Origin of the sequence: Pseudomonas sp. MWU349, from assembly GCF_017947325.1 — a bacterium.
Classification (GTDB): domain Bacteria; phylum Pseudomonadota; class Gammaproteobacteria; order Pseudomonadales; family Pseudomonadaceae; genus Aquipseudomonas; species Aquipseudomonas protegens.
In genome coordinates, this window is record NZ_JAFEVP010000006.1 from 316278 (window position 1) to 338920 (window position 22643).

At 62.1% G+C, this 22643-nt stretch carries 18 protein-coding genes and 7 tRNA genes; 9 read left to right on the plus strand and 16 right to left on the minus strand.

Translation table 11 applies throughout. The annotated features are described in order from the left end of the window. Positions 1 to 60: 60 nt before the first annotated feature. Both leuD and leuC read right to left on the minus strand, forming a co-directional pair. Positions 61 to 705 (minus strand): 3-isopropylmalate dehydratase small subunit, encoded by a 645-nt coding sequence (gene leuD / locus KCG88_RS24670; RefSeq protein WP_016967984.1) that lies wholly within the window; start codon positions 703 to 705, stop codon positions 61 to 63. Positions 706 to 715: 10 nt separating this feature from the next. Next, entirely contained in the window at positions 716 to 2134 is a 1419-nt protein-coding gene (gene leuC, locus KCG88_RS24675; protein WP_047285056.1) for a 3-isopropylmalate dehydratase large subunit, read from the minus strand. A gap of 153 nt (positions 2135 to 2287) precedes the next feature. Between leuC and KCG88_RS24680 the strand changes: the two genes are divergently transcribed. Then, entirely contained in the window at positions 2288 to 3178 is an 891-nt protein-coding gene (locus KCG88_RS24680) for a LysR family transcriptional regulator (RefSeq protein WP_047285053.1), read from the plus strand. 83 nt (positions 3179 to 3261) lie between these two features. Continuing rightward, a complete protein-coding gene (locus KCG88_RS24685; protein ID WP_047285051.1) occupies positions 3262 to 6540 on the plus strand; it encodes an EAL domain-containing protein in 3279 nt (1092 codons plus the stop codon). Positions 6541 to 6589: 49 nt separating this feature from the next. Here KCG88_RS24685 and KCG88_RS24690 read toward each other — a convergent pair whose 3' ends face one another. The 12 genes from KCG88_RS24690 to gltX form a co-directional block, all read right to left on the minus strand. Next, positions 6590 to 7036 carry an Hsp20 family protein gene (locus tag KCG88_RS24690; RefSeq protein ID WP_047285050.1) on the minus strand — a complete coding sequence of 149 codons (447 nt, stop codon included), beginning with the start codon at positions 7034 to 7036 and terminating at the stop codon, positions 6590 to 6592. 114 nt (positions 7037 to 7150) lie between these two features. Further along, complete coding sequence (locus tag KCG88_RS24695) at positions 7151 to 8110, minus strand: tRNA-dihydrouridine synthase (protein WP_011060371.1); 960 nt, start codon at positions 8108 to 8110, stop codon at positions 7151 to 7153. A gap of 124 nt (positions 8111 to 8234) precedes the next feature. Further along, entirely contained in the window at positions 8235 to 8669 is a 435-nt protein-coding gene (locus KCG88_RS24700; RefSeq protein WP_047285048.1) for a thioesterase family protein, read from the minus strand. Between the two features lie 47 nt (positions 8670 to 8716). After that, the gene (locus KCG88_RS24705) at positions 8717 to 9550 is read right to left on the minus strand and encodes an alpha/beta hydrolase (RefSeq protein ID WP_210713331.1); all 834 of its coding nucleotides are present in this window, start codon (positions 9548 to 9550) and stop codon (positions 8717 to 8719) included. Positions 9551 to 9576: 26 nt separating this feature from the next. Continuing rightward, on the minus strand, positions 9577 to 10116 hold the full coding sequence (locus KCG88_RS24710) for a TetR/AcrR family transcriptional regulator (RefSeq protein ID WP_047285045.1): 540 nt from the start codon (positions 10114 to 10116) through the stop codon (positions 9577 to 9579). A gap of 182 nt (positions 10117 to 10298) precedes the next feature. Then, positions 10299 to 10374 (minus strand) — tRNA-Glu (locus KCG88_RS24715). 78 nt (positions 10375 to 10452) lie between these two features. Next, positions 10453 to 10528: transfer RNA gene (locus KCG88_RS24720), tRNA-Ala, on the minus strand. A 52-nt stretch (positions 10529 to 10580) separates the two neighbouring features. After that, a tRNA-Glu gene (locus KCG88_RS24725) sits at positions 10581 to 10656 on the minus strand. A 78-nt stretch (positions 10657 to 10734) separates the two neighbouring features. After that, positions 10735 to 10810, minus strand: a tRNA-Ala gene (locus KCG88_RS24730). 52 nt (positions 10811 to 10862) lie between these two features. Continuing rightward, a tRNA-Glu gene (locus tag KCG88_RS24735) sits at positions 10863 to 10938 on the minus strand. An 80-nt stretch (positions 10939 to 11018) separates the two neighbouring features. Next, positions 11019 to 11094: transfer RNA gene (locus tag KCG88_RS24740), tRNA-Ala, on the minus strand. Positions 11095 to 11372: 278 nt separating this feature from the next. Beyond that, positions 11373 to 12854, minus strand: coding sequence for a glutamate--tRNA ligase (gene gltX / locus KCG88_RS24745; protein WP_011060367.1), 1482 nt, complete (start codon positions 12852 to 12854; stop codon positions 11373 to 11375). A gap of 232 nt (positions 12855 to 13086) precedes the next feature. Here gltX and KCG88_RS24750 point away from each other — a divergent pair, with 232 nt between their 5' ends. Both KCG88_RS24750 and KCG88_RS24755 read left to right on the plus strand, forming a co-directional pair. Continuing rightward, complete coding sequence (locus KCG88_RS24750) at positions 13087 to 14133, plus strand: HlyD family secretion protein (RefSeq protein ID WP_041117008.1); 1047 nt, start codon at positions 13087 to 13089, stop codon at positions 14131 to 14133. Next, positions 14123 to 15673, plus strand: coding sequence for an MDR family MFS transporter (locus tag KCG88_RS24755; RefSeq protein WP_047285042.1), 1551 nt, complete (start codon positions 14123 to 14125; stop codon positions 15671 to 15673). Before KCG88_RS24750 ends, KCG88_RS24755 begins: the two co-directional genes overlap by 11 nt. A 112-nt stretch (positions 15674 to 15785) precedes the next feature. Here the strand turns inward: KCG88_RS24755 and uvrB are convergent, their stop codons facing one another. Then, on the minus strand, positions 15786 to 17801 hold the full coding sequence (uvrB, locus tag KCG88_RS24760) for an excinuclease ABC subunit UvrB (RefSeq protein WP_011060364.1): 2016 nt from the start codon (positions 17799 to 17801) through the stop codon (positions 15786 to 15788). A gap of 337 nt (positions 17802 to 18138) precedes the next feature. Between uvrB and KCG88_RS24765 the strand changes: the two genes are divergently transcribed. Further along, a complete protein-coding gene (locus tag KCG88_RS24765) occupies positions 18139 to 19335 on the plus strand; it encodes an amino acid aminotransferase (protein ID WP_011060363.1) in 1197 nt (398 codons plus the stop codon). Between the two features lie 132 nt (positions 19336 to 19467). Continuing rightward, positions 19468 to 19665: a hypothetical protein gene (locus KCG88_RS24770; protein ID WP_011060362.1), complete on the plus strand. Its 198-nt coding sequence runs from the start codon at positions 19468 to 19470 to the stop codon at positions 19663 to 19665. 6 nt (positions 19666 to 19671) lie between these two features. Here KCG88_RS24770 and KCG88_RS24775 read toward each other — a convergent pair whose 3' ends face one another. Then, complete coding sequence (locus tag KCG88_RS24775; protein WP_011060361.1) at positions 19672 to 19905, minus strand: hypothetical protein; 234 nt, start codon at positions 19903 to 19905, stop codon at positions 19672 to 19674. 270 nt (positions 19906 to 20175) lie between these two features. Between KCG88_RS24775 and KCG88_RS24780 the strand changes: the two genes are divergently transcribed. The 3 genes from KCG88_RS24780 to KCG88_RS24790 all read left to right on the plus strand — a co-directional run bounded on the left by KCG88_RS24780 (position 20176) and on the right by KCG88_RS24790 (position 22614). Then, positions 20176 to 20251: transfer RNA gene (locus KCG88_RS24780), tRNA-Asn, on the plus strand. 524 nt (positions 20252 to 20775) lie between these two features. Further along, on the plus strand, positions 20776 to 21933 hold the full coding sequence (locus KCG88_RS24785) for an MFS transporter (RefSeq protein WP_047336209.1): 1158 nt from the start codon (positions 20776 to 20778) through the stop codon (positions 21931 to 21933). A 93-nt stretch (positions 21934 to 22026) separates the two neighbouring features. After that, positions 22027 to 22614, plus strand: coding sequence for an SH3 domain-containing protein (locus KCG88_RS24790; protein WP_047285038.1), 588 nt, complete (start codon positions 22027 to 22029; stop codon positions 22612 to 22614). The last annotated feature ends 29 nt before the right edge of the window (positions 22615 to 22643 follow it).

The window sequence follows — 22643 nt, forward strand, 5'->3', positions numbered from 1 at the left end:
GCTGGCAAGCCAGCTCCTACAACGCCATCCGTAGGGGCCGGCTTGCCGTCGATCAGGCAATCAGGCGTCGCGGAACAGCCAGGGCTGGCTGGCGCGATGCTTGGCCTCGAAGGCGGCGATGGCGTCGCCGTCCTGCAGGGTCAGGCCGATGTCGTCCAGACCGTTGAGCAGGCAATGCTTGCGGAAGGCATCGATCTCGAACTTCAACACCTTGCCGTCGGGGCGGGTCACGGTCTGCGCTTCAAGGTCGATATGCAACTGATAGCCCGGGGTGGCTTCGACCTGCTGGAACAGCTCGTCGACTTCAGCGTCGCTCAGGATGATCGGCAACAAGCCGTTCTTGAAGCTGTTGTTGAAGAAGATATCGGCGTAGCTGGGCGCGATGATGCTGCGAAAACCGTACTCTTCCAGGGCCCACGGCGCATGCTCGCGGCTGGAGCCGCAACCGAAGTTCTCCCGGGCCAGCAACACGCTGGCACCCTGGTAACGCTCGGCGTTGAGCACGAAATCCTTGTTCAACGGGCGCTTGGAGTTGTCCTGGTAGGGCTGGCCCACGTCCAGGTAACGCCACTCGTCGAACAGGTTGGGGCCAAAGCCTGTGCGCTTGATCGACTTGAGAAACTGCTTGGGGATGATCTGGTCGGTGTCGACGTTGGCACGATCCAAAGGCGCGACCAAACCATTGTGCTGAGTGAAAGCTTTCATGCTGCGCTCCTTAGATCAATTCACGGACGTCGACGAAACGACCGCTGACAGCGGCGGCGGCGGCCATGGCCGGGCTGACCAGGTGGGTACGCCCACCGGCACCCTGGCGCCCTTCGAAGTTGCGGTTCGAGGTCGAGGCGCAATGCTCGCCGGACTCCAGGCGGTCCGGGTTCATCGCCAGGCACATCGAGCAGCCCGGCTCACGCCATTCGAAACCGGCTTCGAGGAAGATCTTGTCCAGGCCTTCCGATTCGGCCTGCGCCTTGACCAGGCCCGAGCCCGGCACCACTATCGCCTGCTTGATGGTGGAAGCCACCTTGCGGCCCTTGGCGATCACCGCGGCGGCGCGCAAGTCTTCGATCCGCGAGTTGGTGCAGGAACCAATGAAAACGCGGTCCAACTGAATGTCGGTGATCGCCTGGTTGGCACTCAAGCCCATGTACTTCAAGGCGCGGACGATGGAATCGCGCTTGACCAGGTCCATTTCCTTGGCCGGGTCCGGTACGTTCTGATCCACCGCCAGGACCATTTCCGGGGACGTGCCCCAGCTGACCTGCGGCTTGATCTGTGCAGCATCGAGCTCGACCACGGTATCGAACTTGGCGTCGGCATCGGACACCAGGTCCTTCCAGGCCTCGACGGCCAAGTCCCATTCGGCGCCCTTGGGGGCGAACGGACGTCCCTTGACGTATGCCACGGTCTTTTCATCCGCCGCCACCAGGCCGACACGGGCTCCGGCTTCGATGGACATGTTGCAGATGGTCATGCGGCCTTCGATGGACAGGTCGCGAATCGCGCTGCCGGCGAACTCGATGGCATGGCCGTTACCGCCGGCGGTGCCGATCTTGCCGATCACGGCCAGGACGATGTCCTTGGCGGTCACGCCGAAAGGCAAGGTGCCTTCCACGCGCACCAGCATGTTCTTCATCTTCTTGGCCACCAGGCACTGGGTGGCGAGCACGTGCTCCACCTCGGAGGTACCGATACCGTGGGCCAGGGCGCCGAAAGCGCCGTGGGTCGAGGTATGGGAGTCACCACAGACCACGGTCATGCCCGGCAACGTGGCGCCCTGCTCCGGGCCAATCACGTGGACGATGCCCTGGCGCACGTCGTTCATCTTGAATTCGACAATGCCGTATTCATCGCAGTTGTCGTCGAGGGTCTGCACCTGGAGGCGGGAAACCTGGTCGGCGATCGCTTCGATCCCGCCCTTGCGCTCCGGCGTGGTCGGTACGTTATGGTCCGGGGTGGCGATGTTGGCATCGATGCGCCATGGCTTGCGCCCGGCCAGACGCAGGCCTTCGAAGGCTTGCGGCGAGGTCACTTCGTGGATGATGTGACGATCGATATAGATCAGCGCCGAACCATCGTCGCGCTGCTTGACCAAATGCGAATCCCAGAGCTTGTCGTAGAGCGTCTTGCCGGCCATCGGACCATTCCTCATCAGCTTGTTTCTATGCCCCGGGCTCCGATCGTGCGCCGATCAATAACCCTTTGGCTTGTGAGGCCGATCCTATGGCGTTAGATTAAATAACTCAAATTCATATTTTTCATACTTTGGATAACCAACTGGAATGCAAGCATGGACCTGGCCAACCTCAATGCCTTTATAGCCATCGCCGAAACCGGCAGCTTTTCCGGCGCCGGCGAACGCCTGCACCTGACCCAGCCAGCCATCAGCAAACGCATCGCCGGCCTGGAGCAGCAACTCAACGTACGGCTGTTCGACCGCCTGGGGCGGGAGATCGGCCTGACCGAGGCCGGGCGGGCCCTGCTGCCCCGGGCCTACCAGATCATCAATGTGCTGGATGACACCCGGCGCGCCCTGACCAACCTCACCGGCGAAGTCAGTGGGCGCCTGACGCTGGCCACCAGCCATCACATCGGCCTGCACCGCCTGCCGCCCTTGCTGCGAGCCTTCACCCGGCGCTACCCGCAAGTGGCCCTGGACATCCAGTTCCTCGACTCCGAAGTGGCCTACGAGGAAATCCTCCATGGCCGCGCCGAACTGGCAGTGATCACCCTGGCCCCCGAGCCCCACTCCCTGATCAAGGCCACCGCGGTCTGGGACGACCCGCTGGACTTCGTCGCCGCGCCGGAACACCCGCTGGTCAGCAATGGGCAAGTGAGCCTGGCGGATATTGCCCTGCATCCGGCAGTTTTCCCCGGCGGCAATACCTTTACCCACCATATTGTCCAACGCCTGTTTGAAGCCCAGGGCCTGACGCCGAACATCGCCATGAGCACTAACTATCTGGAAACTATAAAGATGATGGTGTCCATCGGCCTGGCCTGGAGCGTGCTGCCGCGCACCATGCTTGACGATCAGGTGGCACGCATTCCTTTACCGGGCATACAGCTGCACCGCCAGCTAGGCTATATCCTGCATACCGAACGGACACTTTCGAACGCTGCGCGGGCTTTCATGGCCTTACTGGATGCACAAGTCGATTGGCCAGGGAACCCGGCATAACACTCCGGGTATCGCCCGTGCCACGCCGCAGCGCCATGAGTATCCCGCACCCGACGAATGACTCAGCTCAAGGCCTGACCTCCATGCCCAAACCCGCTGACCGTATTCCACCCTTGCCGCGTATCCATGCTGTCGACCCCCAGGAGTCGGAGCAAAGCTGGGAAAGCGCACCGCAGTTGCTCGCAGCCCTCAATGGTGCGCGCCTGGGGGCCTGGTATTGGGATATTGAAAGCGGGCAGATCAGCTGGTCCCGCGGCACCCAGGCGCTGTTCGGCTTCGATCCACGCCAACCCTTGCCGGAAAACCTCGAATACCTCGACCTGCTGCCCATCGAGGACCGGGCCAGGACGATTCGCGCCTTTCATTCAGTGCTGGCCGGCGCGCCACTGGAACACGCCATGCACCACCGCATTCGCTGGCCCGACGGTAGCCTGCACTGGCTGGAGATCAACGGCAGCGTATTGCCGGACAAGCACGGCAAGCCGCGAATGATCGGGGTGATCCGCGAGATCACCCACCAGCGCCAGCGTGAGGAAGCCCTCAGCAGTTCGGAAAAGCGCTTTGCCACGCTGTTTCACTTGTGCCCCAACACCGTACTGCTGACCCGCCTGGAAGATGGCCTGATCAGCGAGGCCAACCAGTACTTTGAAAGCCAGTTCGGCTGGCCCGCCGAACACGTGATCGGCCGTACCACCCTGGAGATCGGCCTGTGGGTCAACCCCGAACAGCGCGCCCAACTGATCAAGGCGGTCCAGAAGAAGGGCCAGGCCGCCAGCCTTGAAGTGCAATTTCGCGCCAGCAATGGGCAGATCCATGACGGCATTCTCAGCGCCCAGAAGGTTGAACTGGAGGGCAAGGCCTACCTGCTCAGCACCTTTCTCGATACCAGTGAGCGCAAACGATCCGAACAGGCACTCAAGGACAGCCAGGAACGCCTGGACCTGGCCCTGGACTCGGCGCAGATGGGCACCTGGGACTGGCACATCCCCAGCGGAATGCTCTACGGCTCGGCCCGCGCCGCGCAATTACATGGCCTGGCCCCCATCCCTTTCCATGAATCCTTCGACGCCTTCTTCGAAGGCGTGCCCACCGAAGAGCGCAACTCCATGCGCGATGCCTACCGCAGCCTGCGCGAGGGCCCCGCGGGCAACTATCAATTGACCTATCGGGTGCAACTGGAGGACGGCAGCTCGCGCTACCTGGAAAGCCGCGCCCGCCTCTACCGCGACGAACAGGGCAGCCCGCTGCGCATGGCCGGCACGCTGCTGGACATCACTGAGCAGGTGGAACGGGAACAGCGCCTGATCACCTCCGAAGAGAAATTCGCCAGCCTGTTCCAGGTCAGCCCCGACCCAATCTGCGTGACCTTGCTGGAAACCGGCCAGTTCATCGAAATCAACTCCAGCTTCACCCAGACCTTTGGCTGGACCCTGGACGAAGTGCTCAACCGCAGCGCCGAACAGATCGGCCTCTGGGAAGACGCCGCGCCGCGCCTGCGGCGCATCGAGCAGGTGATTCGCGAACAGGCGCTGAATAATGTGGCAGTGGTGGTCCACCACAAGAACGGCCAGACGCTGACCTGCATCATTTCCAGCCGCCTGATCACCGTGGACAAGCAGCCCTGCATCGTCACCAACCTGCGGGACATCACCCAGCAGCAGCGTTCGGAGGCGGCCCTCAAGGCCAGCGAAGAGAAGTTCGCCAAGGCCTTTCACTCCAGCCCTGACGCCATCAGCATCACCGAGCGCGATACGGGCCGCTACCTGGAGGTCAACGATGGCTTCTGCCGACTGACCGGCCACCGCAACGACGAGGTGATCGGCCGCACCATGTACCAGATCGGCATCTGGGCCGAGGAAGGGCAACTCTCTACCTTGCTGGCGGAGCTCCAGATCAAGGGCCGGGTGCACCACCTGGAAATGCTCGGGCGCAACAAGCGCGGGGAAATACTCACCCTGGAAGTCTCGGTGGAGCCCATCACCCTCAACGAAACGCCCTGCCTGCTGATGACAGCCCGGGATGTCAGCCTGCTCAAGAACGCCCAGGCGCAGATCCGCCACCTGGCTTACCACGACCCCTTGACCAACCTGCCCAACCGCGCCCTGCTGATGGACCGCCTGAGCCAGCAGATCGCCCTGCTCAAGCGTCATAACCTGCGCGGCGCCCTGCTGTTTCTCGACCTCGATCACTTCAAGCACATCAACGATTCCCTGGGCCACCCGGTGGGCGACACCGTGTTGAAAATCATCACCGCCCGGCTCGAAGCCAGCGTGCGCATGGAAGACACCGTGGCACGCCTGGGCGGCGATGAGTTCGTGGTCCTGCTGAGTGGCCTTGAGGGCACACGCAACGAGGTCAGCGAACAGGTCCGCCAACTGGCCGACACCCTGCGCGAATTGCTGTCCGAACCGATGTTCCTCGATGGCCAGCGCCTGCAAGTCACCCCGAGCATCGGTGTGGCACTGATTCCCGACCACGGCTCGACCCCCACCGACCTGCTCAAGCGCGCCGATATTGCCCTTTATCGGGCCAAGGATTCAGGGCGCAACACCACCCAGATGTTCCACAACACCATGCAAAAGGCCGCCAGCGAACGCCTGCGCATGGAGACCGACCTGCGCCTGGCCCTGTCCCGGGGCGAATTCAGCGTGCACTTCCAGCCCCAGGTGGACGCCCGCGACAACCGCATCGTCGGCGCCGAAGCTTTGGTGCGCTGGCAACATCCGGAGTTGGGCGCGCAGTCGCCGACCGAGTTCATCAAGGTGCTGGAGGACAGCGGCCTGATCCTCGAAGTGGGTACCTGGATTCTCGACGAAGCCTGCCTGGCCTTCAGCCAGTTGATCGATCAGAAACTGGTGGATCCCCAGCACTTCAGCCTGTGCGTCAACATCAGCCCGCGGCAGTTCCGCCAGACCGACTTTGTCGAGCGAGTCGAACACAGCCTGCATGCCTACGCACTGCCCTCCAGCCTGCTGAAGCTGGAGATCACCGAAGGCATCGTGATCCAGAACCTGGAAGACACCATCAACAAGATGCGCCGGCTGAAGAAACTTGGAGTGAGCTTTGCCATGGACGATTTCGGCACCGGCTACTCGTCCCTGACCTACCTCAAGCGCCTGCCGGTGGACACCTTGAAGATCGACCAGTCCTTCGTCCGCGATGCGACCCACGACCCCAACGATGCGGAAATCATCCGGGCCATCGTTGCCATGGCCCGCAGCCTGAACCTCAAGGTCATCGCCGAAGGCGTGGAAACCCCGCAGCAGCTCGAATTCCTCCAGGGCCTGGAATGCCACCTGTACCAGGGTTTCCTCCATAGCAGGCCGTTGCCGCTGAGTGAACTCAAGAAGCTGCTGGAATGACAGGCACGAAAAAGGGCGCCACCAGGGCGCCCTTTTTTTTGCAGCGGCCTTAGTGTTGCAGAGCCGCCTGCTGCGCACCGTTGATCGGGATGCGCTTGGCTTTGGCCTCTTCCGGCACAACCCGCAGCAGGTCGATATTCAACAGACCGTTGCTCAGGGCCGCGGCCTTGACCTCGATATGGTCGGCCAGGCGGAAGGACAGCTTGAATGCACGCTGGGCAATACCCTGGTGCAGGTAAGTAACGCTTTCACTGGCATCGCGCTTGCCACCGCTCACGGTCAACACGCCTTTTTCCACTTGCAGTTCCAGGTCTTCTTCCTGGAAACCGGCGGCGGCAATGACGATGCGGTACTGATCGTCAGCGTGTTTCTCAACGTTGTAGGGTGGGTAGCTGCTGCCTGGTTCGTTGCGCAGTGCCGATTCGAACAGATCATTGAAACGGTCGAAGCCGACAGAGGAACGGAACAGTGGAGCCAAGGAAAATGCAGTACTCATGGGTGTTTCTCCTGATTATTCAGCGAGTGGTTATCTCCGCGACCCGAATTCGGCATCGCGTACCCAAGAGATAGGGATGGGCTCCAGCGTTTCAAGACATGCCTTAAAAAATTTTTACGCCGCCTCGCTCCGGGGCATGCCCAACAGGCGCCCGACCTGATCCAGCTCGGTTTCCCGGCGCAGGGCGGTGAACAGTTCGACCGCTTCCGGGTAGTTGCGGGTCAGCATCGCCAGCCATTGCTTCAGGCGCCCGGGCGCCGAACGCGGGGTCAGTTGCACCACTACCTGCGCCCAGAAATCCTGGAGCATCGGCTGCAGGTCGGCCCAGGACATTTCCACCACTTCTTCACCGGCCCGGGCTGCGGCAATCTGCCGGGCCAGATCGGGACGCGAGACCAGCCCGCGACCGAGCATGATGTCCTCGACGCCGCTGATTTCCCGACAGCGGCGCCAGTCCTCGACGCTCCAGATATCCCCGTTGGCGAACACCGGCACCTTGACCACTTCCTGCACCCGCGGGATCCACTCCCAATGGGCTGGCGGCTTGTAGCCGTCGACCTTGGTCCGCGCGTGTACCACGATATGTTCGGCACCACCCTCGGCCAACGCTGTGGCACAGACCAGCGAGCCATCCGGGCTGTCGAAGCCCAGGCGCATTTTCGCCGTGACCGGAATGTGTGCCGGCACCGCACGCCGCACATGCTCGACGATCTGGTTCAGAAGCTCGGGCTCCTTGAGCAGCACCGCCCCGCCCCGGGACTTGTTGACGGTCTTGGCCGGGCAACCGAAGTTCAGGTCGATGACCTCACTGCCCAGTTCACAGGCCAGGGCCGCGTTCTCTGCCAGGCACACCGGGTCCGAACCCAGCAACTGCACCCGCAGCGGCACGCCGGCCGCGGTGTGTGCACCGTGCAGCAGTTCAGGGGCGAGCTTGTGGAAGTAGGCAGGCGTCAACAGGCGATCATTGACGCGGATGAACTCGGTGACACACCAGTCGATCCCGCCAACACGAGTCAGTACATCCCGCAGGATGTTGTCGACCAACCCCTCCATGGGCGCCAGGGCAATTTGCATGAAACACACTCGACAAGAAAACGGGCAAAAAAACGTGCGCCAGTTTACTGGGTTTCGCCCTTCAGCAGGAGTTTTACAGGGGCGAGCTAACCGATGCAGGCGCCTGCGCGGGCACAGGGAGGTATCAGGCGCCCTGCAGGGCCGGGCCGTAACCGTCCAGGAACTCGGCGGGCATGCGCTTGGGCTTGCCGGTGGACAGCTCGATGCAGACAAAGGTGGTCTGGGCCCGCAGCAGGGTTGCGCCGTCGCTGGGGCGCATCAGCTGGAAGCGCCGGGTCATCTTCAGGCGCTGGTCCCAATCGACGATCCAGGTGGCCAGTTGCAGCTCATCGCCTTCATAGGCCGCCGCCAGGTAATCGATCTCGTGCCGCACCACGGCCATCGCCCGGTCCAGGCGCCGGTATTCGGCCAGGTCCAGCCCCAGGCGCTGCGAATGCCGCCAGGCGCAACGCTCCAGCCAGGTAACGTAGACCGCATTGTTGGCGTGCCCGAGGCCATCGATATCCTCGGCGGCCACCTGCAGATCGATGACGAATGGCGTTGCCAGATCCCAACTCATACCCGACTCCCGGTCAGTTTTTTTGACCGGGGCAGTGTAACGGATGCTCAGGCCGATTGGCGCGCCGGCAGATGCCGGCCGCTGACCAGCGCCACCACGGCATCCACCACTCGGGAGTCGGCCAATATCCGCTGGTGGCCACCTTCACTCAAGCGCAAGAGACGGCTGTCGAACCAGGCCCGATGGATCAGCTCCGATTCGTTGACCGGAACAAAAAGGTCATCTTCTGCGTGAATGATCAGGCCGGGCATATCCAACTGATACTGGGCCACGTCCATGGCGGCGGCGCGCATTCCGACCTTCTTCTCCACCTGGCGGATAAAGGCGGAACGTGCCCTGGGCGGCAACCGCATGTAGCTGGCAAAACCGCGCAGCACGGACAGGATACGTGCCGGCGCGGCGATACTGACCAGGGTTTCGGTACGCAGGCCCAATTGCACCGCGAGCATGGCGCTGGCACCGCCCATGGAGTGGCCGACCACCGCGCGCAGGGGCGGCAATTCGGCTGCTGCCTCCAGCATCGCCCGGGCAAACAGCGCCACGTTTGCCTCATTGCCCGGGGAACGACCATGGGCCGGGCCTTCCAGCGCCACGGCGGTATACCCGGCGGCCACCAGGGCCTCGATCAGGCTGGCAAACTGCGTGGGCCGCCCTTCCCAACCGTGCATCAGCAATACCGTCGGCCCCTGCCCCCAACGCAGGGCTGAAAGCCCGAAACGCAAGGTCAGGCGCTCGGCACGCGCCAACAGTGGCAACTCCCACTTTCGTGGCGGTAGCTCGCGAGGGGTCATGAACAAATGACGCATCCGATTCGCCGCCCATTGCGGCGCCACCCACCCCAGAGTGCCATTGACGCCACGAATCCAGCTCAATCTGCTCATCACCTACCTCGCCGTTGCACTTCAGGTCATAGCACCGCCGACTTGGCGGCACGCAGCAAACGATCGGACAATTCACCGGGCCCCAAGGCCCGTGCCAGGGACAGGCCACCAACCATCAGCGCCATGTCGGCCAAGGCCTTGTCGGTATCCTCGGGGCTGCCAGCCAATTGCGCGACCATCAGCTCCATGTGCTCGCTCAAGGCCTTGCGAAAGCTCTCGGGCAAGCGCCCCAGTTCACCGACCGAGGCTGGAATCGGGCACGCCTGCTCGGTGGAGTCACGGTGTTTGCGCGACAGATAGAACGCCGCTGCCAACGCCCTGCGCTCCTCACCGCTGAGGCTCGCATCCATTTCGTCGAGCAGGCCGCGTCGATGGGAAAGCAACTGAGTGAAAGCTTCCAGCATCAGCGCATCCTTGCTCTCAAAATGTGCATAGAAGCCGCCTACTGTCAGGCCGGCAGCCCCCATCACCTCACCCACACTCGGTTCGGCCGGGCCGCGCTGGATCAGTGCAGAACTGGCGGCCTGGAGTATACGTTCGCGGGTTTGAGCTTTTTTGTCGTTCATCGTTACCTCCGAATATTACGGAAAAAATATTATTCTCATAATAATTTTCCGCAAGTCGCCAGTGTGACCGTCGGTCAGAAGCGCAGGCTGAGGAAGAAAGAGAGATTGGCTGAAGGCCAGAAAAACAAAAGGGTCATTCAATGATTGAATGACCCTTAAAAATCCCGCAGAGCGGGTAAACGTGGCGTCCCCTAGGGGACTCGAACCCCTGTTACCGCCGTGAAAGGGCGGTGTCCTAGGCCACTAGACGAAGGGGACACAAACCCTTCTAACAGCTGATCAGTGCTGAGTACTGATCGATTCAAGGCCGGTGTGGCCAAGCCTTGAACTGTAAATTGGTGGAGCTAGACGGGATCGAACCGTCGACCTCTTGCATGCCATGCAAGCGCTCTCCCAGCTGAGCTATAGCCCCGGATTTTCGCCTCGCGGCGCAGCGACATCTTGCAACATCGCTTGTGTGAAACTGGCGTCCCCTAGGGGACTCGAACCCCTGTTACCGCCGTGAAAGGGCGGTGTCCTAGGCCACTAGACGAAGGGGACGCAAACCCTTCTAACAACTGATCAGTGCTGAGTACTGATCGATTCAAGGCCGGTGTGGCCAGGCCTTGAACTGTAAATTGGTGGAGCTAGACGGGATCGAACCGTCGACCTCTTGCATGCCATGCAAGCGCTCTCCCAGCTGAGCTATAGCCCCGGATTTTCGCCTCGCGGCGCAGCGACATCTTGCAACATCGCTTGTGTGAAACTGGCGTCCCCTAGGGGACTCGAACCCCTGTTACCGCCGTGAAAGGGCGGTGTCCTAGGCCACTAGACGAAGGGGACGCAAACCCTTCTGTACAACTGACCGGTGCTGAGTACCGATCGATTCAAGGCCGGTGTGGCCAGGCCTTGAACTGCAAATTTGGTGGAGCTAGACGGGATCGAACCGTCGACCTCTTGCATGCCATGCAAGCGCTCTCCCAGCTGAGCTATAGCCCCTCATCGCTGAGGACGGGGCGAATCTTAAGGGGCGATCGGAAGGCTGTCAATTTTTTTTCCGTTTTTTGAAAAAAAATTTGCCGGGATAACAATCACTTACCGCCCCGCCCGGAAAACCCGGGGTTTTGCGGCCCTCTGCGCCTGCGGCGAGTCGTACAAAACACTCGCCGCAAGCCTAAAAGAACCACCAGAAGCCGCAATCAACCCGCCTGGTGCTTGAGTTTCAAGCGTAGCCGAAAGCTCCCCGCCCCTGTCGCTTCCCCTTTGGCAAAAACGCCTCAGGCGATGGCGCCAAGGAGTTTTTCCCATTCCTTGTTTTCTTTCTTCGACACGCCACCCAGCAGATCGATGGCCTGGCGCAGACGGAAGCGGGTCAGGTCCGGACCGAGGATTTCCATGGCATCGAGCACCGACACCGAGCTGGCCTGGCCAGTAATGGCGGCAAACATCAGCGGCATGGCATCGCGCAGTTTCAGCTCCAGAGACTCGACCACCGCCTGGATGGTCGCGGTGATGCTGTCTTTTTCCCACTGACGCAGGCTTTCAAGCTTCCACAGGATCAATTGCATCAGCTGACGCACCTGATCGCCGGAGAGCTTCTTGGACTCGAACAGCTTGGCATCCGGGTTCACGCCACCGGCGAAGAAGAAGCCGGCCAGCGGTGCGATCTGGCTGAAGGTCTCGACCCGGCCCTGTACGTGCGGTGCGATCTTCATCATGTAATCGGGGTTCAGCGCCCAGGTCTGCACCCGGCTGGCGAACTCCTGCACCGGCAGGTCACGCAGCCACTGGCCGTTGAGCCAGGACAGCTTCTCGATATCGAAGATCGGCCCCCCCAGGGACACCCGCGACAGGTCGAAATTGTCGACCATTTCCTGCAGGGAGAACTTCTCGCGCTCGTCCGGCATCGACCAGCCCATGCGGCCCAGGTAGTTGAGCATGGCTTCCGGCATGAAGCCCATGCGCTCGTAGAAGGTTACCGAGGTCGGGTTCTTGCGCTTGGACAGCTTGCTCTTGTCCGGGTTGCGCAGCAGCGGCATGTAGCACAGCTGCGGCTGCTCCCAGCCGAAGTACTCGTAGAGCAGGATCAGCTTGGGCGCCGACGGGAGCCATTCTTCACCGCGCAGCACGTGGGTGATGCCCATCAGATGGTCGTCGACCACGTTGGCCAGGAAGTAGGTCGGCAGGCCATCGGTCTTCATCAGCACTTGCATGTCCATGCGATCCCATGGGATCTCGACATCGCCGCGCAGCATGTCCGGCACCACGCAGACGCCTTCGGTAGGCACCTTCATGCGGATCACGTGAGGCTCGCCGGCCGCCAGGCGCCGGGCCACTTCTTCCTTGGACAGCAGCAGGGCACGGCCGTCATAGCGCGGGGTTTCGCCGCGAGCCATCTGTTCGGCACGCATCTGATCCAGTTCTTCGGCGGTGCAGAAGCACGGGAAGGCGTGGCCCAGGTCCACCAGTTGCTGAGCGTACTTCTGGTAGATGTCGCCACGCTCGCTCTGGCGATACGGGCCGTGAGGGCCGCCAACGTCCGGGCCTTCGCTCCAGTTGATGCCCAACCAGCGCAAGGCGTCGAAAATCTGCTGCTCGGACTCCCGGGTCGAACGCAACTGATCGGTGTCTTCGATACGCAGGATGAACTCACCGCCATGCTGCTTGGCAAAGCAATAGTTGAACAAAGCGATGTAGGCGGTACCTACGTGGGGATCCCCGGTAGGCGATGGCGCAATGCGCGTGCGGACGGTGGTCATGGCATGTCTCGAAAGGAAAGAAAAACGAGGAATAAAACAGGGGGCGAATGGTAACAGGCGACGGCTGCCCCGCTCCAGTGAGGAGGGCATTTAAGCCAAGGTTGCGACTTCAGGCCGCTGCCAGCCTGTTGAAGGGACAATAATCAGCCCATGGCATTTACCGCCCAGTGGCTATATGCCAGATTCGCCCGCTGATAGATCTCCTTACACTTTTATTGAATACAGCCAGCCCATGCCAGCCCAACTCAAGCGTCGCCTGTTTGTCTTTCTGTCCCTGGTCCTGTTGATTGCCCTGGGTTTCCTTGCCCACTGGTGGTTCCACGGGCGCTTCTACGAGACCACGGACAACGCCTACGTGCAGGGCGAGATCACCCGGGTCTCCAGCCAATTGAGCGCGCGAATCGAAGAAGTGCTGGTGCAGGACAACCAGCATGTGGAACAGGGCCAGTTGCTGGTACGCCTGGAAGGGCAGGACTTCCAACTGGCGGTGGACCGTGCCCAGGCCGCCCTGGATACCCGCGAGGCCGAACGCCTGCAAGCCCAGAGCAAGCTGACCCAGCAAGCCAGCCTGATTGCCGCCAGCCAGGCTCAGGTGGCGTCGAGCCAGGCCAGCCTGGGCCGCTCACAGATCGACCTGTCTCGGGCCCAGACCCTGCGCAAACCCGGTTACGTCTCCGAGGAGCGGGTCACTACCCTTTCCGCCGACAACCATATCGCCCGCTCCCAGGTGGCCAAGGCCGAAGCCGACTTGCAGGGCCAGCGCCAGCAAGTCAATGCCCTGAACGCCGAGATCAAGCGCCTCGATGCACAGATCGCCAACGCCCGGGCCGACCTGGCGCAAGCACGACTGAACCTGACCCGTAGCGAGATCCACGCCCCCATCAGCGGCCTCATCGGCCAGCGCGCCGCACGCAATGGCCAGGTGGTGCAGGCCGGCGCCTATCTGTTGTCGATCGTTCCGGACCAGGACATCTGGATCCAGGCCAACTTCAAGGAAACCCAGATTGGCCACATGCAGCCCGGGCAAAAGGCCGAGCTGACCTTCGACGCCTACGGCGATACGCCGATCCAGGCCCGGGTCGACAGCCTGTTCGCCGCCTCCGGCGCGCAATTCAGCCTGCTGCCGCCGGACAATGCCACCGGCAACTTCACCAAGGTGGTCCAGCGCATTCCGGTCAAACTGACCTTCGCAGCCGACAATCCCCTGCGGGGCAAGATCCGCCCCGGCATGTCGGTGACCGTCAAGGTCAACGTCAAAGACCCTGTCGATGGCCGGTGATCAACTGCTGCGCCCGGTGGGCGAACCCACCCGGCGCGACTGGATCGCGGTAATGAGCGCCATGCTCGGCGCCTTCATGGCGGTGCTCGACATCCAGATCACCAACTCCTCACTCAAGGACATCCAGGGCGCGCTGTCCGCGACCCTGGAGGAAGGCTCGTGGATCTCCACTTCCTACCTGGTGGCGGAGATCATCATGATCCCCCTCACCGCCTGGCTGGTGCAGCTGCTCTCGGCCCGGCGCCTGGCGGTCTGGGTCTCGGTGGGCTTTCTTATTGCCTCCCTGCTCTGCTCCATGGCCTGGAGCCTGGAAAGCATGATCGTGTTCCGCGCCTTGCAGGGCTTTACCGGTGGCGCCCTGATCCCCCTGGCGTTCACCCTGACCCTGATCAAGCTCCCCGAGCATCACCGGGCCAAGGGCATGGCCATGTTCGCCATGACCGCCACTTTCGCCCCCTCCATTGGCCCGACCCTGGGCGGCTGGCTCACGGAAAACTGGGGTTGGGAGTACATCTTCTATATCAACGTGCCGCCGGGCCTGCTGATGATCGCGGGCCTGCTGTATGGCCTGGAAAAGAAGCAAGCGCACTGGGAACTGCTGAAAAGCACCGACTACGCAGGCATTCTCACCCTCGGCCTGGGCCTGGGTTGCCTGCAGGTATTTCTTGAGGAAGGCCACCGCAAGGACTGGCTGGAATCGAGCCTGATCGTCACCCTGGGCAGCATCGCCCTGATCAGCCTGGCCACCTTCGTCATCGTCCAGGTCTCCAGGCCCAACCCGCTGATCAACCTGGGCATCCTGCGCAATCGCAACTTCGGCCTGTCGAGTATCTCCAGCCTGGGCATGGGCGTTGGCCTGTACGGTTCGATCTACCTGCTGCCGCTGTACCTGGCGCAGATCCAGAATTACAACGCGCTGCAGATCGGCGAAGTGATCATGTGGATGGGGGTGCCGCAATTGTTCCTGATTCCCCTGGTGCCCAAGCTGATGCAGTTCATTTCACCGAAATGGCTGTGCACCCTGGGTTTTGGCCTGTTCGGCCTGGCGAGTTTCTCGTCGGGGGTACTCAACCCGGACTTTGCCGGGCCGCAGTTCAACCAGATCCAGATCATTCGCGCCCTGGGCCAGCCGCTGATCATGGTCACCATCTCGCTGATCGCCACGGCTTATATACAGCCCCAGGACGCCGGATCGGCCTCCAGCCTGTTCAACATCCTGCGCAACCTCGGTGGCGCCATCGGCATTGCCCTGCTGGCGACCTTGCTGGATGCCCGGACCAAGACCTATTTCGACTACCTGCGCGAAGCCGTAGTGCCCAGCAACCCCCAGGTGGCGGAGCGCCTGGCGACCCTCTCCGAGAAGTTCGGCAGCGAGACCGCAGCCCTGGGCAAGCTCAGCGAAATCACCCACCAGCAGGCACAGATCATGGCCTACAACGACGCCTTCCATTTCGTCGGCATTGCCCTGGGCATCAGCATGCTGGCGATCCTGTTGACCAAGGCCCTGCCCAAGGGCCTCAAGGCCGGCGAAGCCCACTGATCCACGAATCGCCTGTAGGAGCTGGCTTGCCAGCGAATAGACGCCCAACCCTTGCACAGGATTGGAGGGCCTCTTCGCCGGCAAGCCGGCTCCTACGAGGGATCGAGCGCCGTTAGACGGTCAGCAGGCGCTCGCGCAGCTTGGTGATTTCGTCGCGCATCTGCGCTGCGGCTTCGAACTCCAGGTCGCGGGCCAGTTGGTACATCTTCTCTTCGAGCTGGCGAATGCGCTTGGTGATCTCGCTGGGCGAGCGCAGTTCGTTTTCGTAGCGGGCATTTTCCTCGGCGGCCTTGGCCATGCCCTTGCGCTTCTTGCTGCGCGAACCGGGCACGGTGGCGCCTTCCATGATGTCGGCAACGTCCTTGACCACACCCTTGGGGGTGATGCCATTGGCCAGGTTGAAGGCGATCTGTTTGTCGCGACGGCGCTCGGTCTCGCCAATCGCCCGCTCCATGGAGCCTGTGATGCGGTCAGCATAGAGAATCGCCCGGCCATTGAGGTTACGCGCGGCCCGGCCGATGGTCTGGATCAGCGAACGCTCGGAACGCAGGAAGCCTTCCTTGTCGGCATCGAGAATCGCCACCAGGGACACTTCCGGCATGTCCAGGCCCTCACGCAGCAGGTTGATCCCCACCAGCACATCGAAAGTGCCCAGGCGCAGGTCGCGGATGATCTCCACCCGCTCCACGGTGTCGATGTCCGAGTGCAGGTAGCGCACACGCACGCCATGGTCGGCCAGGTAATCGGTAAGGTCTTCGGCCATGCGCTTGGTCAGGGTGGTCACCAGTACCCGCTCTTCCACGGCCACACGCTTGGTGATTTCCGACAGCAGGTCGTCCACCTGGGTCAGGGCCGGGCGCACTTCCACTTGCGGGTCCACCAGCCCGGTGGGGCGCACCACCTGCTCCACCACGCGGCCGGCGTGCTCGGCCTCATAGTTGCCCGGAGTGGCGGAAACGAAGATGGTCTGCGGGCTGACCCCTTCCCACTCGTCAAAACGCATTGGCCGGTTATCCAGAGCCGATGGCAGGCGGAAGCCGTACTCAACCAGGGTTTCCTTGCGCGAGCGATCGCCCTTATACATGGCGCCGACCTGGGGCACGCTGACGTGGGATTCGTCGATCACCAGCAAGGCATCCGCCGGCAGGTAGTCGTACAAGGTAGGTGGCGCCGCCCCAGCGGGACGCCCCGAGAGGTAGCGCGAGTAGTTCTCGATGCCGTTGCAGTAGCCCAGTTCGAGGATCATCTCCAGGTCGAAACGGGTGCGCTGCTCCAGGCGCTGGGCCTCCACCAGCTTGTTGTTGGAACGCAGGTATTCCAGGCGCTCCTGCAACTCCACCTTGATCCCTTCGATGGCGTCCAGCAGGGTTTCCCGCGGGGTCACGTAGTGGCTCTTGGGGTAGAAGGTGAAGCGCGGCAGTTTGCGGATCACTTCACCGGTCAGGGGGTCGAAGGCGCTGATGCTTTCCACTTCGTCATCGAACAGCTCGATGCGGATCGCTTCCAGGTCCGACTCCGCCGGATAGATGTCGATCACATCGCCACGCACACGGAAGGTGGCGCGGGCGAAATCCATGTCGTTGCGGGTGTACTGCAAGTCCGCCAGGCGGCGCAGCAGGGCGCGCTGATCGAGTTTGTCCCCGCGGTCCACGTGCAGGACCATCTTCAGGTAGGTTTCCGGGCTGCCCAGGCCATAGATGCACGACACCGTGGTGACGATGATGGCGTCCTTGCGCTCCAGCAGCGCCTTGGTCGCGGACAGGCGCATCTGCTCGATATGGTCGTTGATCGAGGCGTCCTTCTCGATAAAGGTGTCGGAGGACGGCACATAGGCTTCGGGCTGGTAGTAGTCGTAGTAGGAAACGAAGTACTCCACCGCGTTGTTCGGGAAGAAGGCCTTGAACTCACCATACAGCTGCGCCGCCAGGGTCTTGTTCGGCGCCAGCACCAGGGTCGGGCGCTGCACCTGGGCGATCACGTTGGCAATGCTGAAGGTCTTGCCCGAGCCGGTCACACCGAGCAGGGTCTGGTGGGCCAGCCCGGCCTCGATGCCTTCGACCATCAGGCGGATGGCTTCCGGCTGGTCGCCGGCGGGCTGGAAGCGGGTGACTAGCTGGAATTCAGACATAACGTACCTCTGGGATCATTCGTGCGCGGCAATACCGTACAGGAACAGGAAAGACCGCGTACGACCCGTGTCGCCGAGGAAAAAAACCGGAATATCCTTGATGTGGAGCCAATTACCACAGCTTTCAAGGCAAAGGTCCTACACCCGCTGACACCCTGGTTATTGCAATAAGACTAACGGTCGAAAAATAAAGCGAAAAACTTGGCGCAAAAGGTCAATAGCCTGTCGCCCCACGCGATGATGGCCTCTATACTAGCTCCCCGTTTGTGCACCGCTCTAGTGCATTCGGCTGGAGCGCGACACGTCCCTCCACACTCCATTCAGAGCCGCCGTAAAAATGAGCCTGTTCTCCGCTGTCGAAATGGCACCACGCGATCCTATCCTGGGCCTCAACGAAGCATTCAACACCGATACCCGCACCGATAAGGTCAACCTTGGGGTGGGCGTGTACTGCAACGAGGAGGGACGCATTCCGCTCCTGCGCGCCGTTGTCGAAGCCGAGACGATTCGCGCCGCCCAACATGCTTCCCGTGGCTACCTGCCGATCGACGGCATTGCCGCCTACGACCAGGCGGTACAGAAGCTGCTGTTCGGCAACGACTCGCCACTGCTGGCCGCTGGCCGCGTGGTCACCACCCAGGCCGTTGGCGGCACTGGCGCCCTGAAGATCGGCGCCGACTTCCTCAAGCAGTTGCTGCCCAACGCCGTGGTCGCCATCAGCGACCCGAGCTGGGAAAACCACCGCGCCCTGTTTGAAACCGCCGGCTTCCCGGTGCAGAACTACCGCTACTACGACGCTGCCACCCACGACGTGAACCGTGCTGGCCTGCTGGAAGACCTGAACGCCCTGCCGGCCCAGTCGATCGTGGTGCTGCACGCCTGCTGCCACAACCCGACCGGTGTCGACCTGAGCCCACAGGACTGGAAAGACGTCCTGGAGGTGGTCAAGGCGAAAAACCTCGTGCCCTTCCTCGACATGGCCTACCAGGGCTTTGGCGACGGCATCGACGAAGACGCCGCGGCGGTGCGCCTGTTCGCCGAGTCGGGCCTGACCTTCTTCGTGTCCAGCTCGTTCTCCAAGTCGTTCTCGCTGTACGGCGAGCGCGTTGGCGCCCTGTCCATCGTCAGCAGCTCCAAGGAAGAAAGCGCCCGCGTGCTGTCCCAGGTCAAGCGCGTGATCCGCACCAACTACTCCAACCCGCCGACCCACGGTGCAACCATCGTCGCCGCCGTGCTGAACAGCCCGGAACTGCGCGCCCAGTGGGAGCAGGAACTGGCGCAAATGCGCCTGCGAATTCGCGGCATGCGCACCCAGATGGTCGACTTGCTGGCCAAAGGCGCCCCTGAGCACGACTTCAGCTTCGTCGGTCGCCAGCGCGGCATGTTCTCCTACTCCGGCCTGACCGTTGAGCAAGTGACCCGCCTGCGCAACGAATTCGGCATCTATGCCCTGGACACCGGCCGCATCTGCGTCGCCGCGCTGAACCAGAACAACATCCATGTCGTGACCCAGGCCATCCTGCAAGTGATCTGATCCACGACAGCAGTAACGAAAAAGGGGAAGCCGGCAGGCTTCCCCTTTTTCGTTGGCAACACGTCGTTGCCCTGCCCGCCCCCACAGCCTCTAGACTGTGAGCCTATGCCCCCCTTGCTGAGCGAGATCCCGATGAAAAACGATGACCTGCGGGCCGACCGCGACGAACTGGAGCATTACCTGCCCCGCTCGCAGAAACGCGAAAAGAGCCTGGTGCTGCAAATTGCCCTGGGCGTATTCCTTGGCGGGCTGGCCCTGTGGCTGGTGCAACTGGCCGCAACCTCGCTGATGGCCAAGCTGATGCTCGGCACCCTGACCTTCGGCGGTTGAACCGACCTACCCCTGCAATTGAGCCAGACGCTGGCTGGCGGCATCGTCGAACGCCACGTACAGCGCCTCGGCCACCTGGCTCTTGATGGCCTTGGCACTCTCCAGCCCCAGGACAAAGCCTTCGGCCTTGCCGCCGGCACGGTTCAAATCCATCGCCGATCCGGCCTGGGTGATGGCGTCCAGCAACTTGCCGGCCTGGGGGCCGACCCCTTTGGGCAGGCTGATCTGCTCGATGCTCATGACAGCACCTCGCCGCACAGCGCGAAACAGACAGAAGGATGCTGGGATAAATCGAAGCGGATCATAAAGGCGTACCTATGCGGCTAAAGGCCGGCAGCGCGTGAAACCACTTCCGGGTTGCGATGGTAGCCCCTATTGGATCAGCCAAAGACCTGAAGACCGATAAATCCCGCAAAGTCCTGCCAGCCTTTCATTCAGATCCTCGTCGCCTTGAAAAAATATTCCTCGAGTTGTTGACTTCCCTTTCTGAATCAGTAAGATACGGCGCATTCCGCGATAGCTCAGTTGGTAGAGCAAGTGACTGTTAATCACTGGGTCCCTGGTTCGAGTCCAGGTCGTGGAGCCATCTTCCTACACTGATTTGCCTTAATCCTCATGAGAGCGCCCTGCTCCTGCGGCAAATCAGCTCAAGCAGTATCCCCCTTGTAAATCATTGATCCGCCTGTCACACCGACATGCGGATTGACGCTTGATGCACGCCTGAAATCCGCCTTCGCCAACCCGGTTGCATTGCCGCAAAGGCCTGACGTAGGCTGTGCGCCTCTTTATCCAAGCAGTCAGACCCCGCGATGTTCCTGCCCGCACAGTCACCGTGCCCTTCCCCCTCGATGAGCCCTTCGGCAACCCTGGCTGTTGCCCAACTCGACTGTGCGATCAACCGTCGACGCCGTAGCGTATTGTTTGCCTTCACCTTCTCCCCGCACCCGGGCCCACGCTGATCGCGATTGAACCCGGCGCCACCCCGCTAGCCCCTCTGTTTCCACCAGGGCATCTGCCCGGCAATCGCCCGCACGTCGGCCTGCGATGTCCTACAGCGCCCGCAATAACTGTATTTTTTGGCGCCTGAGGCTTCAGGCGCAGGTCTTGATCATGAACAAAGCCTTGTTAGCCGCCCTGATCCTGGGCATCTCCATTGTCGGCCTGAGCATCGGCTCCACGGTGCCGATCCTTGCCCTGCGCCTCTATCAGGCCGGCGCCTCGAACAACCAGATCGGCATCATGTCGGCGCTGCCCGCGGCAGGCATGATGCTCTCGGCCTTCCTGGTCAATGCCTTGAGCCAACGCCTGACCCGGCGCCAGATCTACCTGCTGTGTTTCAGCCTGTGCGCCTTGAGCGTGGCCGCCCTGGAACTGCCCGGAGCCAGCCTCTACAGCCTGGGCCTGGCGCGAGTCGCCATGGGCCTGGGCGCGGGGCTGATCATCATCCTCGGGGAAACCTGGGTCAATGAAATGGCCGAAGACGCCACCCGCGGACGCCTGGTAGCGGTCTACACCACCTGCTTCACCTTCTTCCAGCTCCTGGGCCCGGGCCTGGTATCGCTCTTGGGCACCGAAGGGCCCGCCGTGCTGGGCATCGTCAGCGTCGGTTATGCGGTGGCGATCGCTGTGGTCTGGCTGATCCTGCCCCTGAAAGACCAGCAGCCGCTGCATGCCGAAAGTCGCACCTTTTCGGTACTGGGCTTTATCCGCATCGCGCCAGCGCTGTGCGTGGGTATCCTGTTCTTCGCGTTTTTCGACAGCGTGGTGCTGTCGCTGTTTCCGGTGTACGCCGCCACCCATGGCTACAGCATCAAACTCGCCGCCTTGATGGTGACCATCATTCTGTTGGGCGACACCGCGTTCCAGTTCCCCCTCGGCTGGCTTTCGGACAAGCTCGGGCGCCCCGGGATCTACCTGGGCTGCGGCATCATTGCCCTGCTGATCGGCCTTGCCCTGCCACTGCTGATGCAAACCCCCACCCTGCTCTGGCCGAGCCTGGTCATCCTCGGCGCCGTGGCCGGCGGCATCTATACCCTGGCTATCGTACTGATCGGCCAGTCCTTCAGCGGCGCCGACCTGGTGACTGCCAACGCCAGCGCCGGGCTGCTCTGGGGCATCGGCAGCCTGTTGGGCCCCTTGCTCAGCGGCGCGGCCATGAGCGGCGGCAGCTATGGGCTGCCCCTGACCCTGGCGGCCGCCGCCGCAGTGGTGGTGGTCTTCGCCCTGTCCCTGGTACGCCAGGGGCAACTCAGCAAGGCTGCCGACTGAAAGACAGCGGATGCGGCCCGTGATCATTCACAGGCCGCATCTTTGTCATTACCATCGCGCGATCCGCACTCCCACCTCATGGATCCCCTCGCGATGGACCGACTCCTGCGCCTCCTGCCCCTGTACGGCCTGCTTTCCCTGTTGCCCCTGCCAGCCCTGGCCGAAGCCCCGGTGGACTGCGCCACCCTCAGCGACAACGTCTCCCTGGAAGCCGGCGAATATCGCCCGCCCCTGGAAGCCAAGGTGATAGGCCAGGGGCGGCTGCACTTTCACAGCGGGCCGAATGCCACCTGCCTCAACAAGAAGCTCTACGTGATTCCCGGTGATGGCCTGACGGTGTACGCCTCCAGCGAAGACGGCTGGGCCCAGGTGATGTACATCGCCAAGGACGGCGAGGACTACACCGGCTGGGTCGAGGAAAAACGCCTGTTGCTGGGCAAGCACTATGGCGCAAGCGGCGCCGAGCTTCCCGATGAGGTGGCTGCATTCATCCAGCGCCACGAAGCCTGCGAGCACTTTGCCGGCGAGGAAGCCTACGACGAGGAACGCAGGGTCTTCCTGGAGAAAGCCGTGAATGAGGTCTGCACAGGCCATGATCAGCAGCTCGCCAGCTTGCGCCAGCAGTACCAGGACAACCCCGACGCCCTGCAGGCCCTGAAGCCGCTGGACAACCTGGAATAACCGACAGCAAAAAAACCGGCGCCCTGAGG